This is a genomic window from Pseudoalteromonas sp. NBT06-2 (assembly GCF_002276045.1).
Classification (GTDB): domain Bacteria; phylum Pseudomonadota; class Gammaproteobacteria; order Enterobacterales; family Alteromonadaceae; genus Pseudoalteromonas.
This window is the reverse complement of record NZ_NQMR01000389.1, coordinates 1-832: the sequence shown is the minus strand read 5'-3', so window position 1 is coordinate 832 and position 832 is coordinate 1. Positions and strand designations below refer to the sequence as shown.

Here is an 832-nt window from a genome sequence, read left to right as displayed (position 1 = left end):
GCGGTTATATCACCACAGATGATACCGGGGCCCGACATAAAGGAAAGAATGGATTTGTGACTCATATAGGCAACGAATGGTTTGCCTGGTTTCAAAGCAGTGACAGTAAAAGTCGTATCAACTTCCTGTCATTACTGCGGGCAGGACGAAGCGATTATCATATAAATGACGCAGCACTGAATTATATGAAAACACATAAATTGCCTGCCACCCAGTTAACACTTTTGTCAAACTCAGTATGTATCCAGTTCAATTCACAAGCGCAGTGGCAGACGCATCTGGAACTGCTTGGTATAAATCAAAAACGACACCAGAAAATTGCCACTGAAGGGGTTTTACTGGGATGTGTGCTAGAAGACTCTGAACTGGAAAAGCTAGCTATTGTCAGTGATGGTGCGGGTCAGTTCAATGTATTACAGCATGGATTGTGCTGGGTTCATGCTGAGCGCCTTATTCATAAATTGGTACCGCTAAATGACGCACACAGAGAAGATATTAAGCGGGTGCGCGATGATATCTGGTCTTTTTATAGAGGTTTAAAAGCCTACAAAAAACATCCGGATGAAGAGAGTAAACAGGCTTTATCTAAGGAGTTCGAGCGTATTTTTAGTCAGAAAACCCGATATGAGCTGTTAAACCAACAACTCAAACGGTTAAGTAAACTTAAAGCGTCCTTACTACTGGTATTAGAGCGGCCAGAAATTCCCATTCACACCAATGGCAGCGAAAATGATCTGAGAGAACAGGTAAAAAGACGAAAAGTCAGCGGTGGCACACGTAGTGATCTTGGCAGGCAATGCCGTGATACCTTCTCCAGTCTGAAGAAAACTTG

At 43.0% G+C, this 832-nt stretch carries 1 protein-coding gene; it reads left to right on the top strand.

Annotated features, from left to right (window positions below):
- Positions 1-56: 56 nt before the first annotated feature.
- A partial coding sequence (locus CJF42_RS26240) for an IS66 family transposase (RefSeq protein ID WP_212668879.1) occupies positions 57-832 on the top strand: 776 nt, incomplete at its 3' end.